Annotated in this window: 5 protein-coding genes and 1 pseudogene; 1 reads left to right on the forward strand and 5 read right to left on the reverse strand. The window is 72.7% G+C overall.

What is annotated here, in order from left to right:
- On the reverse strand, positions 1 to 388 hold a 388-nt coding region (locus JNW89_RS27475), incomplete at its 3' end, for a dienelactone hydrolase family protein (protein ID WP_375155151.1).
- 190 nt (positions 389 to 578) lie between these two features.
- On the opposite strand from JNW89_RS27475, the gene JNW89_RS27480 reads away from it, so the two are divergent.
- The gene (locus tag JNW89_RS27480; RefSeq protein ID WP_154940044.1) at positions 579 to 758 is read left to right on the forward strand and encodes a hypothetical protein; all 180 of its coding nucleotides are present in this window, start codon (positions 579 to 581) and stop codon (positions 756 to 758) included.
- Positions 759 to 857: 99 nt separating this feature from the next.
- On the opposite strand, the gene JNW89_RS27485 is transcribed toward JNW89_RS27480, so the two are convergent.
- The 4 genes and pseudogenes from JNW89_RS27485 to JNW89_RS27500 form a co-directional block, all read right to left on the reverse strand.
- Positions 858 to 3,230: a glycoside hydrolase family 65 protein gene (locus JNW89_RS27485; RefSeq protein ID WP_238451260.1), complete on the reverse strand. Its 2,373-nt coding sequence runs from the start codon at positions 3,228 to 3,230 to the stop codon at positions 858 to 860.
- Positions 3,227 to 3,976, reverse strand: coding sequence for a beta-phosphoglucomutase family hydrolase (locus tag JNW89_RS27490; protein ID WP_238451262.1), 750 nt, complete (start codon positions 3,974 to 3,976; stop codon positions 3,227 to 3,229). The genes JNW89_RS27485 and JNW89_RS27490 overlap by 4 nt, the downstream gene beginning before the upstream one ends.
- 59 nt (positions 3,977 to 4,035) lie before the next feature.
- Positions 4,036 to 4,503: a DUF4442 domain-containing protein gene (locus JNW89_RS27495; RefSeq protein ID WP_238451264.1), complete on the reverse strand. Its 468-nt coding sequence runs from the start codon at positions 4,501 to 4,503 to the stop codon at positions 4,036 to 4,038.
- A gap of 211 nt (positions 4,504 to 4,714) precedes the next feature.
- A pseudogene (locus JNW89_RS27500) lies at positions 4,715 to 4,965 on the reverse strand (hypothetical protein); the annotation flags it as partial.

Raw genomic sequence — 4,965 nt, forward strand, 5'->3', positions numbered from 1 at the left:
CCGGCCGCCCCGCCGCGGCGACCAGCGCCGCCGCCGCACCGGTGCTCGCCCCGAACAGGCCCACCGGCAGCCGGCCCAGCGTGGGCTCGGTACCCAGCCAGTCGACGATGCCGGCCAGCCGGTCGGCGAGCAGGCCGATGTCGAAGCGCAGCTCGGCCGTGACGGCGTCGACCGCGTCCTCCTCCGGGGTGAGCAGGTCGACCAGCACGGTGGCGGCGCCCCGCGTCCGCAGCACTCCGGCCACCGCCGTGTTACGCGGACTGTGCCGCGAGCTGCCGCTGCCGTGGGCGAAGAGCACCACGCCGTTCGCGCCCTCCGGGACGACCACGTCGGCCGGGAGCCCGCCGTCGGCCACCGGGATGGTCACCTCGTTGCTTCCTGTCCGCATCTGCACCCCTCCGTACCGTCGATCCGCACCGGCCCGGCGGTCATACCCGCGCCACCGGTGCCCAAGCGGGGGCGCCCCGACGGGCTGCGGTGGTCGCCCCGGCGTTTGCCGCCGACGACCTCGGGAAGCCGCAGGGTGACCGCACGACGCGCCGGCGTGCCCGGCGCCCCGACGGATCGCGAGGATCGCCATGGCTAAGCAGAAGTCCAGGCAGCAGACCCGGACGGCCGAGCAGGAAGAACGCGAACAGGACGCCGAGCGCGGCCGGGACTGGGCGGACGAGGCGGCCCGGGCCCGCACGGCGGACGACCCGGCCGCAATGGCTCCGCGCGACGCGGGGGGCCGGCCCTCCAACGGCCGCCAGTTCTGACCCTTTCCGGCCATGAGGTGGGCAGTGGGCGCCGCCGACCTCGTGGCCGGTCGGCCTGACCAGCCCGGACCAGCCGACCTCGTGGCCGGTCGGGGCTGGTCAGGCGTTGTCCTCCGGAAGGTGCAGCAGCGGGGACCGACCCGGGGGTTGCTCGGGCGCCGGGCCGGGCGGATCGGGTGTCGGCACCGGGACGGTGACCGGCAGGGCGCTGGTCACGCTGATCTTCTCGCCGTGGTGGTGCAGCTCCACGACGGTGTCCGGCCCGCCGTTGCGCAGCGAGTACGTGGTCTGGTGCGGCCGGACGTCCACCCGCAGCCGCATCCCGCGCCACTGCAACGAGAACTCCAGCCGGCTGAGCCGACTGGACAGGCGCGGCGAGAACGACAGCGTCCCGTCGTGGTCGCGCAGCCCGCCGAAGCCCGAGACCAGCGCGATCCACGCACCGGCCAGCGAGGCCATGTGCACCCCGTCGCGGGTGTTCTCGTTGAGGTCGTGCAGGTCCATCAGCGCGGCCTCGCGCAGGTAGCGGTGGGCCAGCTCCGGGTGCCCGACCTCGGCCGCCACCACCGCCTGGGTGCAGGCCGACAGCGAGGAGTCCCGGACGGTACGCCGCTCGTAGTAATGGAAGTTGCGCAACTTCTCGTCAGCGGTGAAGGCGTCACCCCGCCAGTGCATGGCCAACACCAGGTCGGCCTGCTTGACCACCTGCTTGCGATACAGGTCGAAGTACGGGTAGTGCAGCAGCAGCGGGTACTTTTCCGGCGGGGTGTGCTCGAAGTCCCACTCCTGCAACCGGGTGAAGCCCTCCACCTGCTGGTGGACTTTCAACCCCTTGTCGTACGGGATGTACATGGCGTTCGCGGCGTCCCGCCACTGGGCCGCCTCCTCCTCGGTCACCCCGAGGTCGATCGCCTCGTCGCGGAAGCGCATCGCGCAGTCGGCGGCGGTGAGCAGGTTCCGCTGCGCCATCAGGTTGGTGTAGATGTTGTCGTCCTTGACGGCGGTGTACTCGTCCGGCCCGGTCACCCCGTCGACATGGAACCGACCGCTGCGGTCGTGGTGGCCCAGCGAGCGCCAGAGCCGGGCCGTCTCCACCAGCAGCTCCAGGCCGATCTCCTGCTCCAGCTGGTCGTCGCCGGTGACCAGCAGGTAGCGGCGCAGCGCATCGGCCACGTCGGCGGCGATGTGGAAGGCGGCGGTGCCGGCTGGCCAGTAGGCCGACGACTCGGGGCCCTCGATGGTCCGCCAGGGGAACGCGGCGCCCTGGAGATTCAAGGTCCGGGCCCGCTCCTGGGCACTCCCCAGCGTCGAGTGCCGCCAGTAGAGCGCGTCCCGGACGGCGGACGGCTGGGTGTAGGTGAGCACCGGCAGCACGAACATCTCGGTGTCCCAGAACGCGTGCCCGTCGTACCCGGGGCCGGTGAGGCCCTTCGCCGAGATGGGTCGCCGCTCGGCCCGGGCGCCGGCCTGCAGGACGTGGAACAGCCCGAAGCGGACCGCCTGCTGCACCTCCGGGTCGCCCTCGACCCGCACGTCGGCGGCGTCCCAGAACTCGTCGAGGTACTCCCGCTGCTCCCGGCGCAGGCCCTCCCAGCCGTCCAGCCGGGCCGCGGCCAGCGCCGCGCCGACCTGGTCGCGCAGCGCCGGCAGTGATCGCTTGCTCGACCAGCCGTACGTGAGGTACTTGACCACCCGCAGCGTCTCGCCGGGCTTGAGCACGCAGCCGACGGTGGTCCGCACCCAGTCCTCGTAGCCCTCGGACTCGACGGTGAACTTCGCCGGGGCGAACACGTCGTGGCCCATCTCGGCGGCCACCCGCAGGCCGCTGACCTTGGTGCGGTGGATGAGCAGCCCGCCGTCGTCGGTGGTCAGCTCCTCCTCGGCCAGCAACGGCGACTCCAGCACGGCGGCCACCCGCGGGTCGCGGCTCTGCGCCGGCAGCGTCTCGTTGGCGACCAGCTCGGACTGGAGGATGAGGCGCAGCGGCCCGTCCACCGCCTCCACCTCGTAGTTGATCGCGGCGACCGCCCGTTGGGTGAAGGAGACCAGCCGGGTGCTGCGGACCTTGACCTGGCGCCCGGCCGGGGAGCGCCAGTGCATCTCCCGGTGCAGGGTGCCGGCGCGCAGGTCGAGGATCCGCTCGTGGCTCAGCAGCTCGCCGTACCGGACGTCGAGCGGCTCGTCGTCGACCAGCAGCCGGATCAGCTTGCCGTTGGTGACGTTGACGATGGTCTGGCCCGACTCGGGGAAGCCGAAACCGGCCTCCGCGTACGGCAGCGGGCGCAGCTCGTAGAAGGAGTTGAGGTAGGTGCCCGGCAGGCCGTGCGGCTCCCCCTCGTCGAGGTTGCCGCGCAGCCCCACGTGCCCGTTGGAGAGCGCGAAGACCGACTCCGACTGGGCCAGCACGTCCATGTCCAGCCGGGTCTCCCGGATGTGCCAGGGCTCGACCGGATAGGCGCGTTCGCGGATCATGCCGCCGTTCCCTTCAGCAGGTCCGAGAGGTCGGTGACCACGATGTCGGCGCCCTGGGCGCGCAACTCGTCGGCCTGGCCGACCCGGTCGACGCCGACCACGTAGCCGAAGCCGCCGGCCCGCCCGGCGGCCACCCCGGCGAGGGCGTCCTCGAAGACGGCGGCGTTGACCGGGTCTACCCCGAGCAGCTTCGCGCCGGCCAGGAAGGTGTCGGGGTGCGGCTTGCCGCGCAGCCCCTCGGCCCTTGCCACCAGACCGTCGACCCGCGCCTCGAGCAGCGGTTCCAGGCCGGCGGCGGCGACCACGTCGCGGCAGTTCGCGCTGGCCGAGACCACCGCGCGGCGCAGCCCGGCCGCGACGGCCGCCCGCAGGTACGTCACCGAGCCCGGGTAGACGTCGACACCGTCGTGGTGGATCCGCTCCAGCAGGACGACGTTCTTGCGGTTGCCGACCCCGTTGACCGTGTCCGCCTCGGGCGGGTCGTCGGGGCTGCCTTCCGGCAGCACCACGCCCCGGGAGGCGAGGAAGGACCGGACCCCGTCGGCGCGGGGCCTGCCGTCCACGTACCGGTTGTAGTCCGGCCCGGGGTCGAAGGGCCGGAACGGCTCACCGGTGGCCGCCGCATGCCGCGCCAGGAACGCGTCGAAGGTCTGCTTCCAGGCGGCGTTGTGCACCTTGGCGGTCTGCGTCAGCACACCGTCCAGATCGAAGAGACAGGCGGACACATGAGCAGGTAGGCCCAGCACGGTACGAATCTATCCAGCGCACCGCCCGAACAAACCCGTTTCGTCAGGTGCCGGTGCCGTCAGCGGTTGGGGCGCAGCGTCCAGACGACGGTCATCGTGCCGGTGACGGTGCCGTCCTCGGTGCCGATCTCGACCTCCACCGGGAACTCGGGCCGCTGCCCGGCGTCCAGCTCGGCGACCACCTCGGCCGGCGTACGCCCGAGCCGGGCGGTGGCCAGCACCGGCCCCATGGCCAGCTTCCGGTACGCGATGTCGGCCCGGACGGCGAGCGGCACCGCGCGGTCGAGCAGGTGGCCGAAGGCGGCCATCACCACCGTGCCGGACGCGGTCTCGCCGAGGGTGAACATGGCGCCGGCGTGCGGACCGCCGACGTGGTTGTGGGTGGCCGGCGTGTCGGGCAGCCGGACCACAGCCCGAACCCCGCCCTCGGCCTCGGGGGCGACCTCGACGAACTCGAAGCCGAGGGTACGGGCGAACGGCACGGCCTGGAGCATCCCGGCCGCCACCTGGCGCGAGTCGATGGACATGCCCCGACGTTACTAGCCGGTAACTTCTCCGGCAAGACGCGGCGGACCAGGAATTTCAGCGGTGCGGAGCAGCGCTCGGTCACGCGAGTAGCGCGATACCAGGGCGCGACACCCCCGAAAGCGTCATGCCCGACCGGCAGGACTTCGCCGGTCGGGCATGACGGTGGTGCGGACGTCACCCTCTCGCCGGGGCGGCCCGCCCCGCGACTGGTCAGAACAGGTTGCCGAGGGTGCGCAGGATCTCCGCGTAGAAGTTGCCCTCGATGCTGCGGAACAGCGCGAAGTCCTCGCCCGGGCTGCCGACGAACGGGCGCAGGGTCCAGGCGAGCTGGGTGCCGACGAAGCCGAAGAGCAGGATCCAGACGTACAGCAGGGTCATGCTGGCCGGCCGCTGCTCCGACTCGCCGCGCCGCACCGGCGGGGTGGCCCACGGCCGGCCCGCACCGGCGTACCCCGGCGGGA

It is taken from the genome of Micromonospora sp. 4G55, assembly GCF_016803375.1.